The 22498-nt window shown below is 38.0% G+C and carries 20 protein-coding genes; all 20 read right to left on the bottom strand.

From position 1 onward, the window contains the following. Positions 1-79 precede the first annotated feature (79 nt). On the bottom strand, positions 80-1318 hold the full coding sequence (locus FD977_RS01675; protein WP_215305859.1) for a glycosyltransferase family 4 protein: 1239 nt from the start codon (positions 1316-1318) through the stop codon (positions 80-82). Further along, positions 1315-2304 carry a UDP-glucose 4-epimerase GalE gene (gene galE, locus FD977_RS01670; protein WP_215305858.1) on the bottom strand — a complete coding sequence of 330 codons (990 nt, stop codon included), beginning with the start codon at positions 2302-2304 and terminating at the stop codon, positions 1315-1317. Before galE ends, FD977_RS01675 begins: the two co-directional genes overlap by 4 nt. 9 nt (positions 2305-2313) lie before the next feature. Next, positions 2314-3762, bottom strand: coding sequence for a hypothetical protein (locus FD977_RS01665; protein ID WP_215305857.1), 1449 nt, complete (start codon positions 3760-3762; stop codon positions 2314-2316). Continuing rightward, positions 3743-4441 carry a cytidylyltransferase domain-containing protein gene (locus FD977_RS01660; RefSeq protein ID WP_256442658.1) on the bottom strand — a complete coding sequence of 233 codons (699 nt, stop codon included), beginning with the start codon at positions 4439-4441 and terminating at the stop codon, positions 3743-3745. The genes FD977_RS01665 and FD977_RS01660 overlap by 20 nt, the downstream gene beginning before the upstream one ends. A gap of 31 nt (positions 4442-4472) precedes the next feature. Further along, complete coding sequence (gene neuC, locus FD977_RS01655; RefSeq protein ID WP_215305856.1) at positions 4473-5636, bottom strand: UDP-N-acetylglucosamine 2-epimerase; 1164 nt, start codon at positions 5634-5636, stop codon at positions 4473-4475. 1 nt (position 5637) lies between these two features. After that, the gene (locus FD977_RS01650) at positions 5638-6534 is read right to left on the bottom strand and encodes a bifunctional 2-polyprenyl-6-hydroxyphenol methylase/3-demethylubiquinol 3-O-methyltransferase UbiG (RefSeq protein WP_215305855.1); all 897 of its coding nucleotides are present in this window, start codon (positions 6532-6534) and stop codon (positions 5638-5640) included. Continuing rightward, complete coding sequence (locus tag FD977_RS01645) at positions 6527-7519, bottom strand: N-acetylneuraminate synthase family protein (RefSeq protein WP_215305854.1); 993 nt, start codon at positions 7517-7519, stop codon at positions 6527-6529. Before FD977_RS01645 ends, FD977_RS01650 begins: the two co-directional genes overlap by 8 nt. 4 nt (positions 7520-7523) lie before the next feature. Next, positions 7524-8777, bottom strand: a complete 1254-nt coding sequence (locus FD977_RS01640) for a glycosyltransferase (protein ID WP_215305853.1) — start codon at positions 8775-8777, stop codon at positions 7524-7526. A gap of 1 nt (position 8778) precedes the next feature. Continuing rightward, positions 8779-9837: an NAD-dependent epimerase/dehydratase family protein gene (locus FD977_RS01635; RefSeq protein WP_215305852.1), complete on the bottom strand. Its 1059-nt coding sequence runs from the start codon at positions 9835-9837 to the stop codon at positions 8779-8781. A 15-nt stretch (positions 9838-9852) separates the two neighbouring features. Then, on the bottom strand, positions 9853-10923 hold the full coding sequence (locus FD977_RS01630; RefSeq protein WP_215305851.1) for an NAD-dependent epimerase/dehydratase family protein: 1071 nt from the start codon (positions 10921-10923) through the stop codon (positions 9853-9855). Positions 10924-10942: 19 nt separating this feature from the next. Continuing rightward, the gene (locus tag FD977_RS01625; RefSeq protein WP_215305850.1) at positions 10943-12241 is read right to left on the bottom strand and encodes a nucleotide sugar dehydrogenase; all 1299 of its coding nucleotides are present in this window, start codon (positions 12239-12241) and stop codon (positions 10943-10945) included. 3 nt (positions 12242-12244) lie between these two features. Continuing rightward, on the bottom strand, positions 12245-13954 hold the full coding sequence (locus tag FD977_RS01620; protein ID WP_215305849.1) for an ABC transporter ATP-binding protein: 1710 nt from the start codon (positions 13952-13954) through the stop codon (positions 12245-12247). Positions 13955-14046: 92 nt separating this feature from the next. Next, complete coding sequence (locus tag FD977_RS01615; RefSeq protein WP_215305848.1) at positions 14047-15573, bottom strand: hypothetical protein; 1527 nt, start codon at positions 15571-15573, stop codon at positions 14047-14049. Positions 15574-15621: 48 nt separating this feature from the next. Further along, a complete protein-coding gene (locus FD977_RS01610; protein ID WP_215305847.1) occupies positions 15622-16320 on the bottom strand; it encodes a glycosyltransferase in 699 nt (232 codons plus the stop codon). Positions 16321-16366: 46 nt separating this feature from the next. Next, positions 16367-17362, bottom strand: coding sequence for a glycosyltransferase family 2 protein (locus tag FD977_RS01605; protein ID WP_215305846.1), 996 nt, complete (start codon positions 17360-17362; stop codon positions 16367-16369). Continuing rightward, positions 17363-18400: an NAD-dependent epimerase/dehydratase family protein gene (locus FD977_RS01600; protein WP_215305845.1), complete on the bottom strand. Its 1038-nt coding sequence runs from the start codon at positions 18398-18400 to the stop codon at positions 17363-17365. After that, positions 18400-19275 carry an NAD(P)-dependent oxidoreductase gene (locus tag FD977_RS01595; RefSeq protein WP_215305844.1) on the bottom strand — a complete coding sequence of 292 codons (876 nt, stop codon included), beginning with the start codon at positions 19273-19275 and terminating at the stop codon, positions 18400-18402. The genes FD977_RS01600 and FD977_RS01595 overlap by 1 nt, the downstream gene beginning before the upstream one ends. Positions 19276-19278: 3 nt before the next feature. Further along, the gene (rfbH, locus tag FD977_RS01590) at positions 19279-20601 is read right to left on the bottom strand and encodes a lipopolysaccharide biosynthesis protein RfbH (protein ID WP_215305843.1); all 1323 of its coding nucleotides are present in this window, start codon (positions 20599-20601) and stop codon (positions 19279-19281) included. 34 nt (positions 20602-20635) lie between these two features. Then, positions 20636-21700, bottom strand: coding sequence for a CDP-glucose 4,6-dehydratase (gene rfbG, locus FD977_RS01585; RefSeq protein ID WP_215305842.1), 1065 nt, complete (start codon positions 21698-21700; stop codon positions 20636-20638). Between the two features lie 4 nt (positions 21701-21704). Further along, positions 21705-22478: a glucose-1-phosphate cytidylyltransferase gene (gene rfbF / locus FD977_RS01580; protein ID WP_215305841.1), complete on the bottom strand. Its 774-nt coding sequence runs from the start codon at positions 22476-22478 to the stop codon at positions 21705-21707. Between the last annotated feature and the right edge of the window lie 20 nt (positions 22479-22498).

Raw genomic sequence — 22498 nt, 5'->3', positions numbered from 1 at the left:
TAAATAAGATTTACATTTATAGAAAATATTCACTCTCACTTGTGTAAAGCTTATTTTAAGTTGAGATACCAACATGACCTTATTTTGCTAGCATTGAGTTATAAATTTCTATGTATTCTTGGGCTATTTTACAATAAGCATTTTCTTTAACAACGCTTTCTCGTGCTGCTTCACCGATCTTTATCAACTCAGAATTAGATAAAACCCATAAAATTCCATCAGCCAAATCCCCAATATTGAATGCTTTTGCCAGATAACCGGTCGCCTTATGCTGAATTATATCTGACAAACCGCCAACATCAAACGCAACTACTGGGGTTCCACAGGCCTTTGCCTCAATCGCTGTTAATGGTAAATTGTCCTGTCTTGAAGGCACAATCATGACATCGCAAGCACTATAAAGAACTTTAAGGCTTAATTCATCTTGAAGGTGTCCGATATAGCGCACAGGAAACCCTAAATTGGGTGGATTCTTGGGGGTGCGCTCACCAAAAACAACAATCTCTAAATTTTTTATAGACGAATTGTCTCGGATCTGGGCCAACGCACCAAGAAGCAAATCAAATCCCTTGCGCTCGTCTTGACCTCCACCCATCGCCCCAAAAAGTAATAAAGGGCTAGCGCTAGGCAAACCTAATATTTGACGGGCAAGCTTAGGCTCAATAGGTTGCCATACATCAACATTAATAGGATATGAAACACATTTAATGGGCCATTTATTCATAATGCTACTTTCAGCTGCTGATTTCTCCAACCACTTACTTGGTGCAATAATTTGAATTGGTTTATTCCAGCGCCTTTTTTTTTGCCTCCAAACAAATCGATCCAAATCAAACCCCGAGTCACCATCAGGTCTATTTGATTGGCAATATCCAGCTTTCCAGCGATCATCCTTGGTGTAATGCTCCGCACCACAAAATGGCCACATATCATGCAAAGTCCAAACTAGCGGTTTTTTAATGTTTGCTATATCAGCTATAGAAAGCATTTCTCCACCCACCCAATGAAGGTTAACTACATCAAAGTCACTGTTATTTATTAGCGAGACCCATCGTGAATTAAACACCGCTGACGAATGAAGGACTCGATTATTCGTAGTATGCAATTTTTGAACTTGAGCCCCTAAGAAGCTTTTGGCGCGGATCATAAAACGATCCCAATAAGATTGGGGTGAGTGCACGGTCCAATCACCTGAAAATGATTGATTAACCCACATTCGTGAAGTTATTCCAGCTGCTAACAAGCTATCATGAATTCGAAAGGCCGCACGTGCTGCGCCACCCTGAGTATCGGAGTGATTTATATGCAATATTTTCACAAATTTTTACTATGCCACTTCCATGATGTTCTAAGAATATCCTTTAATTCTGGGAAATTTGGCGCCCAACTCAGCATTTCTTTCGCCTTATTTGAGTTGGCTACTAAAATAGGGGCGTCACCTTCTCTTCTGGCGCCAAAGTTGAATTGTATTTTTTTTCCAATTACTGCTTCGGCCTCTCTAATGACCTCAATGACAGAATAGCCTCTTCCACCTCCTAAATTAAAGGACTGGCTTTGCATATTTTCCTCAAGGAATAAGAGTGCCTTTAGATGGGCATCAGCAAGATCAGCTACATGAATGTAATCCCGGATACATGTCCCATCAGATGTTTCGTAATCAGAGCCAAATATTGTTATTGCAGGAGTCCTCCCCAATGCGACATTAAATAATAGCGGAATCAAGTGAGTCTCAGGATTGTGGTCCTCTCCAATTTTTCCAGCAGGATCAGCGCCCGCCGCATTGAAGTAACGCAACGATATGGACTTTATGTCATGCGCCACCTCAAAATCAGAAATAATCCTTTCAATCATCAACTTAGAGGCACCATATGGACTTATTGGGCGCTGGGAATGAACCTCATCTATTGGCGAATATGCAGGGAGTCCATATGTAGCGCAGGTGCTTGAAAATATGATTTTTTTTACCCCATAATCGCGCATAACCTCTAGTAAAGTTAATGAACCTACTACATTGTTTCGATAATACTTTCCAGGATTTATGACTGACTCACCTACATAAGCATACGCTGCAAAATGAAGGACTGCCTCTGGTTGATAAAGCTCAAAAGCTTCAGCCAAACTATTTCTATCACAAATATCACCTTCGTAATATGGCCCCCACTGGACAGCGGATTGATGCCCATAAACAAAATTATCATATGTTATTGGTAAATAACCAGCATCCGCAAGCGCCTTGCAGGCATGAGATCCAATATAACCTCCACCACCAGTTACAAGAATTGTTTTTAAGCCGCTCTTTTTCATAAAAAATTATTAAACTTCAATCTTTCTAACTGTATGCATTAATCCTTTGGCGAATTCTCCACCAAGTCTATTTAGAAAAGCCAAATGATTTTTTACTTTTCCCGCCGTTAATTCGAAGTCCCTATCAAAAACATCCTGAATGTCACCACGATAAACTGTAAGGCCGCCTACTTCAGATCTTAAATTAGAATAAATTTCTCTTATATATATAAGCTGCTTAGAAAAATTTACTACATCAAGTTTTTGTTTGAAAAATTCAGAATATGGTTCATTTATTAGGTCCTCGTATTCTTTTATATTTTTTGGCTTATGGACAGAAAAAGGGCAATAATCATCTAACGTAGTTCCATCGATAACAATGGGTTTTATTCCGAAAGCTGATGCCTCAAGGTGAGATGTTCCAGCATAAGTAATAATCTTTTTTGCATTTTTCAACATCTCAAAATTAGAAGTTTCGGTATCTATCGATACATTATTGGGCAAAGAAATATTACTCCTCCTTAAGATTGAATCTACCCAAACTTTCTGATTCTCCCCCCAACGTCCAGCGCTCGGATGAAATTTAATAACCCAGTTACTCTTTGCTTTTGCAATAATTCCCAGCGTATGATTTATCCAGTCAATATAGTCGGCAAAGATTCTTGATGGTTCAATATAATTAAATGGTGAGTCGCGAAATATGTGAAGCATAATAATATTCTCATTCACATTTATTAAGCTTAGCGGAGGCTTATCCCTTGCGGCGTTAACATCTTCATATGCTGAGTAACCATTTAATCGATTATCCCAATATTGCTTAACAGCATTATCGTCAATTTCACCAAGGGCATTTTCTAAAAAATTAATTTCAAACCTTGTTGCGCTTAAATCATATAGCTTTGGAAGTCGATAAATGTGGTATGCGGAATGAGAAAAAACAGAAATACGCTCCCTCAATACAGCCAATAATGATCGCATATCATAAACTGTATGCCCAAGAAACGCAGCCTGGGTACCGCTTTCTAAAAGCCATCCTGCCTTATCAATTGCAGTAAGGGATTTGATAATTGAACGAAATTTATTAAAAAATGTAGGGTTTAAACATCCATCGGGGCTGTAGTTGACTGAGAGATCCCAAATTCCATGCTCAATCTGCGAGGAATGCCAATCCTGATTCCCTAACAAATCTGCTCTTTTCAAGGCCATTTTTTTGATGATAAATATTGCTACCCGAAGGGGCTTTCTAAATGATCTTAACAAGAAATATGAATCCCTAGGGCAGTAAATTACATTATAGTTTTTAAGTATTGAATTAATTATCTCGTTTTCTTGAATTTTTTTTATATTTTTTCTTTCAAAGTAGATGGTATCAATTTTCTTTTCTTTGCAGTAACCGTCAACAATTGGAATCAAATACAGGAGCTGGCTGTCCATCCACCTACCACCTATGAAAACATTTCTATGTTTTTTTAAAAACATCTTTTTTAGCTCTCAAATTGAAATGATATTCTGCGTCAGACCAATCATTCAGATCATCAATATCAATTGATGAAACTCTATCCATAACATATGGAATTACATGCTCTCCATAAAGACTACCCCTACTTATTACCGAATGCTTTGAAATTAAAATAGCTGGCCCATTTCTAACATAGTAGTTTTTTTTATCTTGTCTCAAAGCTCCATGTCTAGGCATTCCTTCTTTACCAATCAACAATCCATCCTCAATAAACATTATGGATTCTGGATTAAATTTGTGAGGCACAGATTCAACACTGACTAGACTAGATGCATCTGATAGCATAAACATGCTCAATGCTGAATCTATGTCTTGAGTTGTTCTTAATGGGGACGTTGGTTGCAGCAGCACTATCCTTGAATAGCACCTACCTTCGCACATTAAGAAATTTAATGCATGAACGATTGTTTCCAGTATTTGCGAATTATCCCCAGATATTTCCTGAGGCCTCAAGAAGGGTGCTTCTGCACCATAATCAATAGAAATTTTAGCAATCTCAGGACTATCCGTTGAAACCAAAACATCGTCAATAAAGCCCGATTGAAGAGCGGTTTCAATAGTGTGCGCTATTAAGGGCTTCCCAGAAAAAACTTTAATATTTTTTTGGGGAATACCCTTTGACCCACCTCTGGCAGGAATTAATGCTAATGTTTTAATGAGTCAAATCCATTTAATAAGTAATACATTTTTGTATATTGACCGTCTCTGAAGCTAATATTTCAGCAATTTTTACACCTGCAACACCATCTCCATAAATAGTATCTTTATTGTATTTTCCATGATTAACTTGAAATTTAATTGCATCAATGATATTTTCTTTATCACCATCAACATTAAGTACATTCTGACCCATTTCACGAGCATTCTGTCTGGATCCAATATTTACAACCGGGGTTCCAATATATGCGCCCTCTCTGATTCCGCTACTAGAGTTACCTATCAGGCATGATGTCTTATCCATGAGGCTTATATAAAGCTCTGTAGGGAGATTTTTAAAAAAGTGCATATTCTCATCTTTTCCAGCCTCCCTCCACTTTCGGATACCCTTAGCAATATCATCTGATCCCGCATCTGAATTTGGCCACAAAACTATTGCCTGCATGCCAACCTCACTTACCGCCTCCAATGTACGAGTTATCTGCCCTTCCCCAGACCCATACTCAGTGGTAACCGGGTGTTGAGATACCAAAAGAAATGGTGCACTCAGGTTAAGCTTACCTCCTACGCCAAAATTAAAAAGACCATCCTTTAATGCGGCGTGCCCCTGGTTGAGAATACTCTTTACTAGATCGATGCGAGGGCACCCAACCATGTGAACGTGTAATGGCAGCTCCCCCAAACGTAAAATCCTTTTTTTGGCACCATTCGAAGCGGGAAAATGAATATGTGCAAATTTGGTAACGGCATGGCGTATGCTCTCATCAATCGTCCCACTAACTTCTCCGCCCATTGTGTGAGCAATTGGAATATTCATATAAGCAGCAGCTAGCGTAGTAGCCATTGTTTCGAACCTATCACCAATAGTTAAAACAATGTCAGGCGCCAATCTTTCGAAAGCCCCCGGCAAAGAAACCAATGCCAACCCTGTTGACATAGCCATCGTTACAGGTGACTCCCCCTCAATGTGAGTATGCAATCGTTCGTCAATTAAAAACCCATCGCCTTCGATAAGATCGGAAACATTGCCATACTTATCCAATATTGATGAAGCCATAGCTATTATTTGCAGCTTCAATCCTGGATGATTAGTAATGGCTGACATTGCGGATTTAATTGAGCTGTAATTAGCTCGAGAGCCAATGACTACACAAATCTTTCTTTTATGATTTGCCATATTATTCTGTTGATGCCATTCTGACAAAAGAAGCTCTAACCGTTGAAAATGAAATTATAGATAATTTCCCGCTATTTTCTACTACCCGTTGAATTAATAACGGGATATAGCCTGCTCTTGTTAGCACGTGACCCAGACTTTCCACGTCATATAGGTGATGATGCAGGGACCCCAAAATGTTATCTTCGGCTTTACGATAGTTAACTGTCTCTGAATCTGGAACCTCAACATATAAAATGCCAAAATTTGGATCCAAAAATCTCTGAATTCCCTTTAGAAAACTCAATGGAAATTCAATATGTTCGAGGACTTTATTGAGTGTGCAAAGATCAAATTTCTGCTTATCAGGAAAATTTTCGAATCTTCCATCAAATATATTCACCCGATTTAGAGATAACTTCCTTAAATGATCTACAGCCATCAAATCGGGCTCTATTAAAGTTAATGACCAATTAGAATTTAACTGTCGCTTTATAAATTCATCAGCAAATACTCCCAGGCCTGCTCCTATATCAAGGAGATTAAAATTAAGTTTTGAGTGTTGCGCAGTCCAATTATTAAAAAACTCAACAATACGCTCAACCCTAGCTTTATTATCTGACTTATCTCTTGGTAAATTTTGGATTTTATTGAATCGCTCCATCAAATCAATACCACCAAAATCTATATTGTAATAAGAGCTTTCTATTTTCTTTAACTTGGCATTATTGTTGTCTAATCTAATATTGGAAAGAGCCGAGCAATGTGCACATTTAAACCAGGCTCTCTCGCATTCCCCCTTAACAATACCAGCCGCCAATTCAAATCTATCCGGATTGAAGATTGTTAATACTTTTTCTTCTATTGGGTGACTGCAAATATTGCAATCATGTTTAAGACTATTGGTGGGTTTATTCAAAGTCTTCCCCCATTATTTTTTCATCAGTTGCAATATTTCTCTTAGCTTTTAACCCCACCAACGAAGACCAACGAGATGCTGAGGTACCTAAACCTGCTTTTTTAAAAGAAAGCTTATTAAACTCAAGTGTCTCTCCCTCCATAATTTCTTTTTTGGCTAAGATTATTTTTTCAAACACATTCTTCATTTCTTGATACTGTTCATTCGAACTTTTATTAACAGGGTTTTCAAGTATTACCCATGCATCCCTAATTTCCTTGGCCATAAGGATAAATTCTTGCGGCTCCATGGAATGAGGGGCATCACTACCATACATGCCACGCGAAAAGGTTAGATGCTTTTCTATTACAGTTGCACCATGTGCTGCAGCAGAAATTGGGGCCGCATAACCCAATGTATGATCAGAGAAACCTACTTGGACAGAATAGCGCTTTCTAATTTCAGAAATTATATTAATGCCAACGTTACTTGCTCGGCAAGGATACTGAGATGAGCACTGCATAACAACCAAAGGACATGCGCCTTGAATGATGGATACAGCTTCGTCAAGCTCAGACCAATTACTCATCCCCGAGGAGAGAAGTACTGGCTTTTTAAGTTTTGCAACCTCCTCCAAGAGGGGGTGATTTGTAATTTCGCCCGAAGGAATCTTATAAGCCTTAATGTCAATATCTTCAAGTAATTCAATGGCCTCCAAAGAAAATGGTGAGGAAAGAAAGAGTAAATTCAAATCTTCAGCATATGCCTTTAGTTCTATCCATTGAGCCTTTGAAAAACTGGTCCTAATAAAATACTCGTATCTGGATTCTGAATTGAAATAAGAGGGAGATGGAGCATTCACTACCGTTTCAGCGCTTGCAATGTGAGTTTGAAATTTTACGGAGTTAGCTCCACATTTAGCAGCTAAATCAATTAACTTTAGCGCATTCCCAAAGGACCCATCATGTACTGAACCAATTTCAGCAATTATTAAATTTTTAAGCAAAGTATTAATGATATTCCTCCATTAATTCACATAACTCTTCCCCCACAACTTCAGCCGAAAAATATTGCTCAAAAGTATTTCTAGCATTTACTTGAAGTCTCCGCCTCAATAAGGGGTTCTTAAATATTTCCAGGCAATGCTCCGCCAATTCGGCGCCTGAATTGCCCAGCATGCAGTTGAATCCATGCACTAATTCAGGTATTCCCTTTGCATTGGCAACATGCGCAACTATGCATGAGCCGAAAGAAAATGCAGTAATTATCCGAACTCTAATGCCAAGCTCAATAGGCGTTGCAACAAGCAAGCAGTGGCTAGAGGTAAATTCTGCATCAGGTGGATATATTTCACCTTTAAATTTGATGTGATCGCCACCCAATTTTTTCTTAATTATCTCTGGTAGTCTTTCTGAAAAAGCGCCAACGAAATGCATCTCATAATCTAAATTACTCTTGTTCAAGACGGGTATGACCTCGTCACCAATTAGCTGAATGCCAGCTATAGTTGCCGTACCCTGCAAATGTCCAATATGCAATATTTTCAATACCTGACTTTTATTCTCGCATCCAACTTGATTGGGCGAAGGATCCGCCACAGGGGTATGAATATATTGGCAACCGGAGATGCTTGATTGACTTAATTTATCGGCATGATGAGCAGCAAATGCACCGCAGGCATTGACTGCATTCATAATTTCAGACATCAATTTAATCAATCTCTTTGAAAGGAGGTAATTTATTGCCTCCTTTACATAGAATCGCATCAATTGTTTTTTGTCATCAACCAATAGCTTTGAGCCATATAGAATGGGTAAATGCAATGGGTCGCCAACTACTAAATACCTCTTAACATCAATAGATTTAATGGCAAGGCCCGCGTTCCAGTGATAGGCAACAACCTTATCAGGACTAATATGGCGAATAAAGTCATTAATATTTTTTTTTGCAATCACCCCAAGCGGAAGATATTTTTCTGGCCAAATGATAATCGCAAGTTTATTTATCAAGCCTTTCAAGCCCGAAAAATTATTAGCAATTAGTTTATCAAAATTTAATATGCTGGACTTAACTCCCAGTAGATCCCAAGCCTCAATAAGATTCGAATCTACAACCTTTGATTCATAAGCATTGCAAGACAAAGCCAGAATATGGACAGTATGACCCTTTTTTAGTAGCGCATGAATTGCTGCGCTTGAAGTCACCCCGGAACCACTAAAATTTGAACTAGGTAGATAGTCGGTAACGAATAATATTTTTGACAAGCTACCTACCCTCAGATACGGCTTCTGCAATCTCTTTTATTATTCTTTCTATGCTGTAGTTATAGCTCCAACCTGGGTAATGATTTTGAAATTTACGAGTATCACTGATCCACCATACATGATCACCAGATCTATTGCCCTCAACATACTGGTAATTTAAGGGTCTGCTTAATGATTCCTCAAACATGCTAATTGCCTCTAACATTGAGCAATTCGAAAATCTCCCGCCTCCAGCGTTATAAACCTCACCGGAGCGTGGGTTGGAAAAAAAATGCCAGAACATGTTTACCAAATCAAAACTATGAATATTATCTCGCACCTGCTTACCTTTGTAACCCAAGATCGAATAATTTTCACCCGTAAACACACACTTTCCTAAATATGATAGAAAACCATGTAACTTTGTCCCCGAATGTGCCGGCCCAGTTAAACACCCCCCCCTAAATACGCCCGTTTTCATATCAAAATATCGACCATATTCTTGCACCAAAATATCTGCGGCAACTTTAGAGGCCCCAAATAAGCTATGTTTTGACTGGTCAATCGACATAGATTCATCTACTCCATGAAGTGCGTACTCATGGTTTTCGAGCTCCCACCTTGTCTCCTTCTCGATCAGGGGCAGATAATTTGGGGTATCTCCATATACCTTATTTGTAGATGTAAACATAAATACCGCATCAGGACAAAAACGTCTAGTTGATTCCAGCATATTGAGCGTGCCGTTTGCATTGACTGTGAAATCCATTTCTGGATCCCTGGCGGCCCAGTCATGCGAAGGCTGTGCTGCAGTATGAATTATTGCCTCAATATTTTTACCATACCGAGAAAATATATTCTTTAATGCTTCATGATCCCGAATATCACAATCATAATGTTTATAACCGTGCAGATTCTTTTCTAAAAGCTCTCTATTCCAGGCGGTAGAGGCCTCGTTACCAAAAAATTTGGCCCGCATGTCATTATCTATGCCGACAACATCAAAACCCTTAGATGTGAAAAATTTAGCGGTCTCGGAACCAATTAGCCCAGCAGATCCAGTAACAATTGCGATACTCATTCGATAGTCCTTCTGCTAGCTAACCTTGGGGCTAAATATAGGAGCCAGCAAGTCTCTATTTTCATCGAGCCATTCATATATATCCTCCAGGATTTGATTAACTGATTTTTTTGGCCTCCATCCTGAAATGGCTTCAATTCTTGATGTATCGGTGACATACCACGGTAAATCTCCAGGCCTTACATCTAAATTGGGAATGATTTCCAATGTATTTCCAGTGATGTCAGAGCAAATAGAGGTGAGCTCGCACAAGCTAATGCTTCCACTCAACCCCCCCCCAACATTAAACGTTTGGCCTTTGTAAAGCTCAGGTGTAGATAGCTGGATTATCACCAAATCAACCAAATCTTGTACATGCAAAACATCTCTCAACTGAAGACCTTTGCCACCATAATTTATATAAGAAAGGTTCCCTCCAAAAAGATGACGCGCCATCCAGAGGGCCATGAAACCCTGATCAACCTTACCCATCTGCCATGGACCAGCGAGGACTCCACATCTATTTACAATCGTACGCAAATCAAAATTCTGCGAGTATTCAGTTATAAGTAATTCTGAAGCAAGCTTTGAGGCTCCATATAACGTTTTGGGTCCTTGAGTTGAAAACTCCTCACTAACTCCTTTGTGGGTCAAACCAATAGCTTCAGAATTAGGAGACAAATTGAAGCGAGTATTACTGATGTGATAATCCAAATGCTCAAACGACTTGTAAGGGTAAACTCGGCTTGTTGAAAGAAAAAGGAATCCAGCTTTATTTTTTCTAGCCATTTCAAGACAATTATAGGTACCCATTAAATTTGTATTAATTAAATACCCGGTATCACCATTCACACCGGAGAGCGCAGATGGTTCAGCAGAGCACTCAATGACCCAATCAACATCTTTAAATATTAAGTCTTCGCTGCACCTAACATCCGCATGTTGGAAATAAATGCCAGCCGATACTAAGCGAGATAAATTAAGCTCAGAACCTCTCCGCTTCAGATTATCAAGCGCAATTATTTTGCATTTTGGGAATGCCTGTTTTAGCCTGATGCATAAGGATGATCCTACAAAACCAGCGCCACCAGTCACAATAATAGACATCTAATAAACCATAATAAAATTAGAGACGAAATACCTTAAATCCATTTTCCTCAAAAATATTTCGATCAAAAATAGATTTTAAATCTGCCAAGAATGGTTTTTGATTGATAGCAAAAAGAGGGGATAAAAGGTGGGGTGATAATGAGTAATAATTTTCATGAGGAACTGCAATAACTAAGGCACTCAAGTTAGCCCAGGATGAAAAATCACCAAGCTCAATACCGTAAGAGTTTTTCACCTCGCGGAACTCTGCCAAAGGATCACTAACTAATACATTAATTCCCCATGTTTTAAGCTCTTGAACTAATTCAATTGACTTGCTATTTCTAATATCAGAGCAATCTTCTTTGAAAGTAATACCAAGCACCCCGACAGAAGACTTAGACAAATTATAACCACTAGTCACTAACCCCTTGGCAATCTTGGATGCTACATATGCAGGCATATTGTCATTTATTCTTCTGCCAGATAATATAATTTCAGACTTATAGCCCAACTCTTGAGCCTTGTGCGTTAGATAATATGGATCTACACCAATGCAATGGCCGCCCACCAAACCAGGAGTAAAAGGTAAAAAATTCCATTTTGTTGACGCGGCCTGCAAAACCTCTTTGGTATCTATGTCAAGCAAGTTAAAAATAATAGACAGCTCATTCATAAACGCAATATTTATATCACGCTGACTATTCTCAATTACCTTGGCTGCCTCAGCTACTTTAATGCTTGAGGCTTTGTAAGTGCCAGCCTTAATAATACTCAAATATAAGTTATTTATCAAATCAGCAATTTCTGCAGTGGAGCCGCTTGTAATCTTACGTATAGATATTAGGGTGTGATTTTTATCTCCAGGATTAATTCTCTCGGGGCTATAACCACAAAAAAAATCTTGGTTGTATTTTAAATTTTGACTATTATTACTCTCCAATACTGGAACACAAACTTCTTCTGTACAGCCGGGATATACAGTCGATTCATAAATAACAATATCATTTTTCTTTAAATATTTAGCCACCAAAGCTGAAGCCTTCGTAAGCAGGGATAAATCTGGACGATTAAACTTATCAACAGGGGTTGGTACGGTAATGATATAGATATTAGCCGAGGACAAATCATTTTCAGAAGACGTAAATTTAAGAAATTTTGAATCTAATATCTCACTACTAGACGTCTGATTATTTTTATCGTTCAATAAAATTAGCTGCCCTATTCTTTCAGGGTCGATATCAAAGCCAACTGTAATAATCTTCTTGCCAAACTCAACAGCCAAGGGAAGCCCAACGTATCCCAAACCTATAATTGCTATTTTGATATTATCCATAACTTAAGATATGATCATTCCATTATTATCCAAACGATAAATTCTGTCGAATTCCGTAAGATTATCATTGTTATGGGTGACCATAATAACTGAAATTACACCTTTCAATGCAATTAACTGATTCAAAATATCTTGCTCAGAGAGATCATCTAAAGCGCTTGTAGACTCATCCATTATCAAGAAATTTCTTTTGTAATAAAAAGCTCTCGCAAGAGCAACTCTTTGGCGTTGACCTCCAGAAAGCCTCGTGCCATCATCACCAACTCTAGTATTTACTCCAAGAGGTAAGCTAGAAATTAAATCATTTAAACCAGCCATTTGTAGAGACAAATTAAATAAATTTTCATCAAATTTTTCAATACTATCTGAAAGAATAATATTCATTTTAATTGAATCATCGATCAAAAAAGGCTTTTGGGGTAGATAGGCTATCTGTCCAATCCAATCCTCTAGACATGAAGAAATATTCTGTCCATTAAAATTAATACAACCGCTCTCGGGCTTTATAAATCCTATTATTGAATCTATTAATGTAGTTTTACCAGAACCAGATGGCCCTACTAACCCTATAAATTCCCCCTTATTTAGAGTTAAATTAATATTTTTTAGAACGCATTCTTTTGCACCTCTATGTTTAATATAAACATTTATAAATTCCAGACTTAAAAAGTCTTGAGGCATTTTTGATTTTTTATTAATGCCCCTATAAATATAATCATTACCTTTAATATCGTTATAGAGTACATCTATAGAAGAACGACTGTATCTTATTTTATTTATGGTGATAATTAATGAATTAGAAATAGGTAGCAATCTCAAAGATGCAGCAGTAAATACTGCGAGCGTTGAAATGAGCGAATAAGAATCATCTATAAAAAATGTAGAATACAGTATCAGACCGACAATAAATACCACAACTAAAAACTCAAGGTAATATTTTGGTGATGTTGATATTATTTGCGCATTACTAAAATTTTCAGCGTACTCCCGACAACTAATATCTACCCGAGATTTAAAAAAATCTTCAATCCCAAGCGTCCTAATTTCCCTAAAACCTCTGATTGATTCATAAACACTAGTTATCATCTTAGATAATCCATTGTTTGCGCCAATCCCATAATTTCTCAGATTTTTTCTATTTAATAAATCATAAATCACTGATGAAAAAACTACTATCGTCAATAGGAACAGTAAAGCAAAGATATTCGTATAAGCCAATAAAAAGAGTACAAATAAAGCTATGATGAGATCACCCAGTGTTTTTAGAGTCGATTGAATTAAGGCGGAAAACTGATCGGTCAAATTTTGTATTGACTGTATATAGTGCGCCCCATCCCTCTCCTGCAATTCAGAAAAGGGCATAGTTAGAAAACTTGTAATCAATCTCTTTCTCAAGAAAAGTTGACTATTCTGGCAAAATATTATTAAGTCTTTATTTATTTTTATTGACACTATGGATTTAATTAAAAATATCAAACTGATTGTGATTCCAGTCCACATAATTAAGTAATCCCGACTTAAATCAAAATAGAAATTTAAGAAATTAGAGTAACGATTAAATAAATTCGGATCCAATACGATAGTAATGTATGGCCCTATTAATCCAATGCCGATCAAATCTATGCTTGAATTAATAACCATTAATACCAATAAAATTATTAATTTTTTTTTATCACTTATTAATTCAATTATCTGCTTAAAATAATTTTTCACTTGTTTTTATCTGCGAGATATTTAAAATATTTTTAGGATTCATTAGCTTAAAAAATAACTGCTAATGAATTAATTATGGGAAAAGACTTTGATCACTGGAAATTGTAAATATCAAAATAAAAATAGCTAGGGCCTCTTATAAAACCAATGGGAAGTTCACCCACATCGCCTAACCTACTTGGAACAATGATTAGATCACATCTGGCAACTTGATCCCTTCCTTTGTATTTCGAGATATCCTGTATATAACTTTTACCTGTTGAGGTTCCGTTAACTTCAAAATCTATAAAGTATTCAACTAAAGCTTTTGCCCATTCGTCAAGAGCATTTGTAAGTGGACCAGCATTCAGATCAAAACTCTTATTGGTAAAAAAGCAGACTTCCCTATTCGCAATAGATTTGATGAAATTTGCATCATTTTTCCTGGAGGTTTGTATCATGGATACTTGGGAGTAGAAAAAAGCAGGGGCCCTTAAATAAGGAAATGCAAATATTAAGCCAAATACAATGGTTGCCACTAATAATTTTATTTTTCTTGTTTTATAAACAAGGTATGAGCTATGTAAGAGGAATGGCAGCAAGAAAATATAGGCTGGAAGCAAATAAGAAAACTGATCCATCCGAAGTATTACAAAAGATAAAGCGTAAGCTGCCCCCGCTAATCCAATTAAATCAAACAAACCTAAGGATGATTTCTTTAAGAACGCCAATCCAAATCGCAAACCTAAAACCAGAAAGCCCAATAAAATAACCGAATGGCTTGTCATGATAGAGATAAAAATTTGAAAATATCCTCTCCCCTGAGCCGAGCCTGTGCCATAGAATCCAGAAAAATTAGAAAATACAAAAATTGTTAAGCAATAGAGAGTAAGAAATAAAATTGCACTTGCCATTAGAGAAATACGAAACCATCTAAAACAGCGCTGAGATAATGGAGGGAACCACCCCCCAAAAAATCCAATAGTAAATAAAATCAGAAAAGTCGGTTCCTTAACATAGCATGCAAGGGTGCCAAAAATTAGCGCTAAATACCCAATTAGAATATTTCGCCCTTCGATATACCTCACTAAAAAAAGCAAGAAAAGTGAAAGAAGCGGTAAGAGCAAGCCCTCATTAAATATCACATCAGCGAACATTTCATAAACATGTGGCGTAATCATAAATAGGCAAATTGCTATTATTGCCATCAAACCTCGACCAGTAGGCACCAGCAAATCACCAATCTTTAATTTGCCTTCTTGTTCAGCCATAGCTGAAAATGAAACCTCTAAAATTGCAATCACTGTTATTAACGCTTTAAATACAGAAATTACATAAAAGGCTAATGGGATATTGTGTAACTTAAATAATCGAAGTGGTTCAAAGTCAATATAAAGGAGAGGGAAGAACCGTCCACTTTCATTTTGATAACTCATTGGCCATGATTTATTGGAGGCAATTGTTCGAAGAATTTGGTGATCATCACCTAATCGCCAATTAGCATTAGCAATTACAGCAGTGAAAAATATAGCTAAAAAAATTAGACAAGATATGAGAATGGGCCAATATAAAAAAACTATGATTGAGGATAGCTTCTTAGAGCAAAGCTCTCCACTTAATTTTTTGTAAAAAAATTTCATTTAATATTTATTTCTTAAACAAACGCGGCTGCGCATTCATAAGTCACCTCAAGCACTTAATCTTAGCTTGATAAGTGTATACAAATACCCGAGCGCAAATAGAAACAAGTTCCGCTTTGACTCACCAAACATACGCTTTGAGAAGCTTGCAGGAACTTCGATGTATTGAAAACCAATATTTTTACGCTTAGTTTTATAGAGAATTTCTTCAATGATATCGAAATTCATTGATGTTAGGGTTAGACTTCTAAGATTGTCGATGTGATACATCTTAAAACTATTGGAAACATCCTTACATGAAAGCCCAAGCACTATTCTAAAAGTATGATTGACAATTTGACTTAGAATAATCAAAAGTAAATTATTATCCGTACGCCCCCCATCAATATATCTGGATGCAATAACAACATCAACTTTTTCAATGTGTTTTGCCATTACTAATATGTCCTCTGGATTATGAGATCCATCGGCATCCATAAAGACCACCACACGTCCCCTTGCAGTAGCAATTCCCGTACGAACTGCATCTCCATATGCATTGCCGCCCAGCCTAACTTCATGACGAATCCCGTAACTTTTACATACTACCGGAGTATTATCCAAAGTTGGATTTGCATCCAAAACAATCACTTCCGAAGGCTTTCCAAGTCCTGGCAATATCTTTAGTATTCGAGGCAATAGTACCTCAAGATTTCTAGCCTCAAGATATGAGGGGATAACTACGGAATAAAAGATTTCTTCTGACATGCGCTGCTCGCTCATATAATTAAATTAATTACTAACTTGGGTGATATTAATTTTCCATATAAGCATCGAGATCTCCATGCTTACTGCGGATAATGAAGTATATATAGCTAATTAATATTAGAGGTAGTTTTAATATTAAAAATATTGAAGCAATAAACATCCAATAAAATTCAGCGCTTCCTACGACTCCCTCATGAGAGTCAATAAAATTTCCTAAATTTACAATTTTTCTAGTAAAGATACAGTCTTTAATCCAGTATTTAAGAATGAATTTAGCCCATAATATTTTTTTATTGCTTAGATATAAAAACCAGCATATTGATGACGAATAGCCGTGATTAACTGCATTTTCACTATTTGTGATGGTAAAAGAGCCTTCATGAGATCGGAAAAAAATTAATGGCTTGTCTACGTAATAAATATATTGATAGTTACTCGCCGTTAGTATCGAGAGCATCACATCAGGGCCGGCACCATTTTTTGCATAGTCTCTTTTTTCCCTAGAATCAAAATTCATGTGCAAATTTCTCTCGAAATCTTTGCGCCTATAAAGCATTGCGCAAGGACTCACTGGCATTGCTTTATACAAGAGTTTTTCATATATAGAGCGCGCTAAAAAACGTGGTCCAAATAAATTCCTATACTTAAGAGATGCACTATGTAGGGATCCTCCAATAAGCACCGAGGAATAAACGAATCCAACTTCAGGATCCTGAATCGCAGGGACCATCCTCTCAATACAATCCTTCGATAAGAGATCGTCGCTAAAAAGTAACTTTATATATTGGCCAGAGGAATTGTTAAAACAATTTAACCAATTTGCAACTGGTCCAAAATTGGCGAGCGTTGAAACAACTTTAATTCTAGGATCTTTTTTGCTTGCGGCCTTACTAATTTCCAAAGTCTGATCAGTGCTGCAATTATCAGAAATGATAATTTCAATATTTTTGTATGTCTGATTAAGTGCGGAGTTAATGCACTCCAATATAAAATCTTGTCTGTTATAGGTTGGTATTAATACACTTACTAATGGATTTTGCATTTAATGATTACTAAAGCCTTTATTGGATTTGATCCACTCTAACATCAGTTTCACGCCTGATCTAGAGCTAACCTGCGGATCCCAACCCACGCATGAAGTGATCTTCCCATGGTTGGCAATGAAAACTTTTTGGTCGCTCTCTCTAGGTGAAAGTTTGGTGTAATTTAGCTTAACCCCCAACTCATCTTCCAATATTGAAAATAATTCCAATAAGGACAGGCTATTTCTTTCGCCGCCACCAATATTAAAAGCCTTGCCTGAAATAGCATCAAAGTTTATTAGAGACAATTGATAGAGTTTTTTCATATCTTCCGCATGCAATAAATCCCTAACCTGCTTTCCATTTCCGGAAATAGTGAAAGGCTTGGCATTGAGCTCATGCTTTTGCTCTAGAGCTTGCTGGCAAAACCAGCCAATCCACCCCTGATCGTAAGACGAAAATTGCCTGCCTCCATACATAGAGGAATGTCTGAATACAGCTGTTCTCAGACCAAAAATTCTGGCGTAATCTAACATGTATTGATCGGCCGCCCCCTTTGAACAACCATAAGGAGAGTGAAACTCTAGCGGGATATCCTCAGTAAAACCATTTGGATACTCCTTACAGAGATAGCGCGTCGCCATTTCCATATATTTGTACTGCTCTAAATCACCATATACTTTGTTGGTTGATGAGTAGATAACCATGGCCTCGGGGCAATATTGACGCACCGCTTCCAGAACATTAATGCTACCCATAGCGTTGATTTCAAAATCTTTTAAGGGATTCTCAATGGAAGTGGTCATAGCCACCTGACCGGCCAAGTGAAATATGGCGTCTGGCTTAAATTTACCTACTACCTTGTTTACATCATCTGCCGATCTTATGTCACCATGGTTAAAAATAAATTTTCCTTGATCGCGCAACCAATCTAAATTCAAGGCTGTTCCCATCCTTGATAAATTATCAAAGATGATCAACTCATGACCATTTTGAATTGCATCACTAGCCAAATTGCTTCCCAAGAATCCACACCCACCCGTAATTAATATTTTCATTACTTTTTCATATCAAGTATTTTAGAAATCCCAGATTCAATCGTATGCATTGGCATCCACCCAAGAGATTTCAAAGTAGCAATATCTGCAACACAATTCATCACCTCATTTTTACGATAAGGATGAAAACCAAATTTCAAGTTTATTTTTGACTGCGTTAATTTCCTAATATTTTCAGCCAAATCTTTTATTGTCAAACCAAGTCCTGAGCCAACTTCAATTAGGGCGTATGGACTAAATTTATGTCGATTTTCGATCACCGCCATTATTGCTGATATAGCATCATCTATATATATAAAATCTCTTACCTGATCGCCCGCCGTTAATGGTAACTCGCCTCGATCAGATAGGCATGCACCAATTAAATAAGATACAAACTTTTGGTTATCATCTCCTGGTCCGTAAATATGCTGAAACTTTAAATCAATAAAGGCCAAATCTGATGTAACTTCGGCCACATACTGCTTACCCCATTCTGAAAAAAAATTTTTGGTTCGGGCATAAAGACTATGGTCGCTAGGCAATGCACTGCCTATATTAATAAATATTGATGCATTCCCAATTTCTTTTAATGAATCTAAAATTATCGCGCCGAACTCAATATTTGCATTAATTAAAGTTGGTAATACCTCATTTTTACGACCATAGCAACATGCCGTATGAATAACAATATCGGGCTTAAAACCCCAAACCACTTCATATATTTCATCAGCTTCTTCAAATCGGTAAATAGATAATTTACTGACATCTCTAGATAGCGCCTCTAAATTTGACGTTTTCCTTACTAATACCGCCAGCTCATCAGCGCCCTTGGCGAAGGCTCGCACTAATTCGCCCCCTAGAAATCCACTGCCACCCGTCAGGAGTATCTTCACTTTTTAATCAAATCCTATGCCAAAAAATAGCTCTATTTTCTCAGCAACGTAATTGAGGTGATCCTCTGTAAGCTCGGGGTACACGCCAAGCCAAAATGTTTGATTCATAACAATATCTGTATTTTTGAGTTCGCCACTTACTCTAAATTTTTGATCTACCATATATGGCTGTCTTGTTAGATTTCCGGCAAATAGCAATCGAGTACCGATTTTGTTCTCAGTAAGATACTCCAATAAATCAACTCGATTTACGCCGGATGTTTCCTTGATAACCAATGGAAAACCAAACCAGGATGGATCTGAATTTGGAGTTGCTTGAGGTAGCTCTAAAAATTCTGCGCAACTTTGTAATCTATTCTTCAAATACGAAAAATTTTCTTTACGCTTTTTAATAAACTCTTCAAGGCGGTCTAATTGAGCAAGCGCGCATGCAGCCTGCATATCAGTTATCTTTAGGTTATATCCTAAATGACTATAAGTATATTTATGGTCATACCCATACGGCAGCTGACCCAATTTCCAACAGAATCTTTTACCACAGGTATTATCTTTTCCGGGTGCACAATAACAATCTCGACCCCAGTCTCTAAACGATTCTGCTATTTGCTTTAATTCAAAGTTATTGGTAAATACCGCGCCGCCCTCACCCATAGTAATGTGGTGCGCAGGATAAAAACTCAAAGTTGATATATCGCCAAAGGTTCCAACTTTTTGGCCGTTGTAGGTTGCCCCCAATGCATCACAACAATCCTCAACCAACCAAAGGTCATATTTTTTACAAAGTGCCGTAACCACCTCTAAATTAAATGGATTGCCAAGAGAGTGAGCTAGCATAATCGCTCTTGTCTTCGGCGAAATTGCGGCTTCAATTTTGCTAGCGTCTATGTTGTGTGTTTTCAAATCCACATCAACAAATACTGGAACAGCGCCAAATTGAATAATTGGATTAACTGTTGTTGGAAATCCGCATGCCACACCAATAACCTCATCCCCTTTTTTAATTGCTCGCTCCCCCAACTTTGGCGAAGTTAGGGTCGAAAATGCAACCAGATTTGCGGATGACCCTGAGTTAACGGTAATTAGGTACTTCACCCCTAAATAGTCAGCCAGCCTTTTCTCAAATTGCTCGTTAAAACGCCCAGTCGTTAACCAACCGTCCAGACTGGCTTCAACCATGTTTTTTAATTCGGGAGCGCCGATAACCTTACCAGATACCGGAACGGCTGTTTCACCCGCAACAAATGGTTGTGGGGCATATTGAATATTGGCGTATTGCTCAACCAGTCCTGCGATCTCGTCTCTAATTGATTCAAGTGTCTTACTCATCAAATAATCTTTCTATAAATATTCTTAATGTAAATTAGTCAGCGCGCATGAAATCATCAATTTGATTTAGGCAAACTGTGTTCATATTCTCTTTATTGAGCCAGGCTCGATGCCAGGCGGAAATTCCTTCTAACGCCCTTGCTAGATCCCATCTAGGATGCCACTGTAATCTACTCTTTGCTTTCGAGATATCCAGCTTTAAATAGCTTGCCTCATGCGGGTGCTCTGAATTATCAGCATGCCATGTTGCATGACCGCCCCACTCCTTGGCCATTTTTTCCACAATCCATTGCACAGGCTTAGCATCGTTCTCTCCGGGGCCAAAATTCCAAGCTTCTGCGTATGCTTGCCCATTAACAAAAAGCTGCTCAGCAAGAGCTAGATATCCTGAAAGCGGCTCTAGTACATGCTGCCAAGGTCTTATAGCTTGTGGGTTGCGTATAAGCGCCGCCTCATTTTTTTCAAAAGCTCGCAAAATATCCGGAATCAATCTATCAATCGCCCAATCTCCACCGCCTATGACATTTCCGGCTCGAGCAGTCGCCACGGCAATACCGCCACTTGAAAAATAGGATGAGCGATACGCACTAGTGACCAATTCAGAGCAGCCCTTGCTATTACTGTAAGGATCATGCCCGCCCATTCTCTCATTCTCTCTATATCCCCATAGCCACTCTTTATTTTCATAACATTTATCAGTCGTGACATTAACAATGGCTTTTGATAAATTAAGCTCCCTGGCGGCCTCTAGCAAATGCACCGTACCCATTACATTTGTTGCATAAGTTTCTATCGGCTGACTGTAGGATAGTCTTACTAATGGCTGGGCTGCCATATGAAAAATAATTTCAGGCTTTGCAATTTTTAGAGCACTAAGCAAGGCGCTATAGTCCCGTACATCACCAATGGTACTAACCATCTCAGCCCCAACGTGAGCCTCTTCAAAAAGAGAGGGTTTGGTTGGAGGAGGCAATGCGTATCCATGGACTGTTGAACCCATCGACTGAAGCCACAGACTAAGCCACCCTCCCTTGAAACCAGTATGGCCAGTGATAAAAACTCTTTTACCCTTCCAAAATTGAGAATTAATAGTCTTCATATCCCTAATCCCACTTTTTCCACGGGGCGGCACCGCTTGACCATAATTTTTCAAGATAATTTTTATCGAACAATGTATCCATTGGCTGCCAAAAACCATGGTGAGGGTATGCCATTAGCTCCCCCTCTTTAGCAAGATTCATTAAGGGCTCTTGCTCCCAAATTGTTTTGTCATCAACGAGATAATTCAGAGCCTGAGGAGATAGCACAAAAAATCCACCATTAATCATAGATCCATCGCCCTTAGGCTTTTCCTTAAAAGTCAATACTTTTCCAGATTCAATCTCAAGTGAACCAAATCGACCGGGTGGATAGGTGGCTGTTAAAGTTGCAATCTTTCCATGTTTATGATGAAAATCAATTGCAGCAGCTATATCCACATCACCTACACCATCGCCATAGGTAAAGCAAAAAGACTTTTCATCCTTAATGTGAGGGGCCACTCGCAGTAAGCGCCCACCAGTCATTGAGTCCTCTCCAGTATCAATCAGCGTTACCTTCCAAGGCTCAGCTCTAGCTCCATGAACCTGCATTTGATTTGACTGCATATCAAAGGTGACATCTGACATATGCAAAAAATAGTTAGCAAAATATTCTTTAATTAAGTACCCCTTGTAGCCGCAGCAAATAATAAAGTCGTTTACTCCATAGTAGGAGTACATTTTCATAATGTGCCAAAGAATTGGTTTGCCACCTATTTCAACCATTGGCTTAGGCTTTAGCGAGGTTTCCTCGCTTAGCCTAGTCCCCAGTCCGCCCGCTAAAATCACCGCTTTCATATTTCTGCTTTCCCGCTATT

Origin of the sequence: Polynucleobacter sp. AP-Elch-400A-B2 (genome assembly GCF_018688355.1) — a bacterium.
Taxonomy (GTDB): Bacteria; Pseudomonadota; Gammaproteobacteria; order Burkholderiales; family Burkholderiaceae; genus Polynucleobacter.
This window is presented reverse-complemented; position numbering and strand designations above follow the sequence as displayed.

Bases quoted from the DNA above. Each gene is read 5' to 3' on its own strand.
- galE (WP_215305858.1), bottom strand. From the start codon at position 2,304: ATGAAAAAGAGCGGCTTAAAAACAATTCTTGTAACTGGTGGTGGAGGT.
- FD977_RS01665 (WP_215305857.1), bottom strand. From the start codon at position 3,762: ATGTTTTTAAAAAAACATAGAAATGTTTTCATAGGTGGTAGGTGGATG.
- rfbG (WP_215305842.1), bottom strand. From the start codon at position 21,700: ATGAAGACTATTAATTCTCAATTTTGGAAGGGTAAAAGAGTTTTTATC.
- FD977_RS01625 (WP_215305850.1), bottom strand. From the start codon at position 12,241: ATGGATAATATCAAAATAGCAATTATAGGTTTGGGATACGTTGGGCTT.
- FD977_RS01610 (WP_215305847.1), bottom strand. From the start codon at position 16,320: ATGTCAGAAGAAATCTTTTATTCCGTAGTTATCCCCTCATATCTTGAG.
- rfbF (WP_215305841.1), bottom strand. From the start codon at position 22,478: ATGAAAGCGGTGATTTTAGCGGGCGGACTGGGGACTAGGCTAAGCGAG.
- FD977_RS01605 (WP_215305846.1), bottom strand. From the start codon at position 17,362: ATGCAAAATCCATTAGTAAGTGTATTAATACCAACCTATAACAGACAA.
- rfbH (WP_215305843.1), bottom strand. From the start codon at position 20,601: ATGAGTAAGACACTTGAATCAATTAGAGACGAGATCGCAGGACTGGTT.
- FD977_RS01630 (WP_215305851.1), bottom strand. From the start codon at position 10,923: ATGTCTATTATTGTGACTGGTGGCGCTGGTTTTGTAGGATCATCCTTA.
- FD977_RS01615 (WP_215305848.1), bottom strand. From the start codon at position 15,573: ATGAAATTTTTTTACAAAAAATTAAGTGGAGAGCTTTGCTCTAAGAAG.
- FD977_RS01635 (WP_215305852.1), bottom strand. From the start codon at position 9,837: ATGAGTATCGCAATTGTTACTGGATCTGCTGGGCTAATTGGTTCCGAG.
- FD977_RS01600 (WP_215305845.1), bottom strand. From the start codon at position 18,400: ATGAAAATATTAATTACGGGTGGGTGTGGATTCTTGGGAAGCAATTTG.
- neuC (WP_215305856.1), bottom strand. From the start codon at position 5,636: ATGGCAAATCATAAAAGAAAGATTTGTGTAGTCATTGGCTCTCGAGCT.